Origin of the sequence: Corynebacterium sp. HMSC076D02, from assembly GCF_001813815.1 — a bacterium.
Lineage (GTDB): Bacteria > Actinomycetota > Actinomycetes > Mycobacteriales > Mycobacteriaceae > Corynebacterium > Corynebacterium simulans.
The window spans coordinates 1-384 of the sequence record NZ_KV814010.1; the positions used below are offsets into that span (position 1 = coordinate 1).

At 57.6% G+C, this 384-nt stretch carries 1 protein-coding gene; it reads right to left on the bottom strand.

Features of this window, described 5'->3' with window-relative positions:
• Positions 1 to 384 (bottom strand): hypothetical protein (locus HMPREF2935_RS00030; protein WP_141755974.1); only part of this gene is annotated, 384 nt, incomplete at both ends.

Below are 384 nucleotides of genomic sequence, written 5' to 3' on the forward strand. Positions count from 1 at the left end.
CTAGGCTGCGGCGCTGTTGCGCCTGTTCAAGACGCTTGTGCGCATGGTCTATGCGCTGTTGGTAGGTGCCATAGCCTGCCGCGTCGTGGTCATAAGCCCGCTCGGCTACCGGGCGGGTGTAATCATCAGCCAGTAGGCGTTGGTGCTCAATGTCTGCCAGGGCAGCTTCTTCTTCACGCAAGGCGGAACTGTGGTCTGCCATGGCCTGCTCATAGGCGCGAATACGCGCAGCATCAAGACGCACCTGCTGGAAGTTAGCCTTTACCTCGTTAAGGGCTGCGTCTTTGTCTTCGTAGAGGCGAGTAGTAATACTTGCTTCCTGCCAAGTGAGCGATTCCACCTTGGAACGAGCAAAGCGTGCGTGCTCTGCCAGCACAGTTTGGT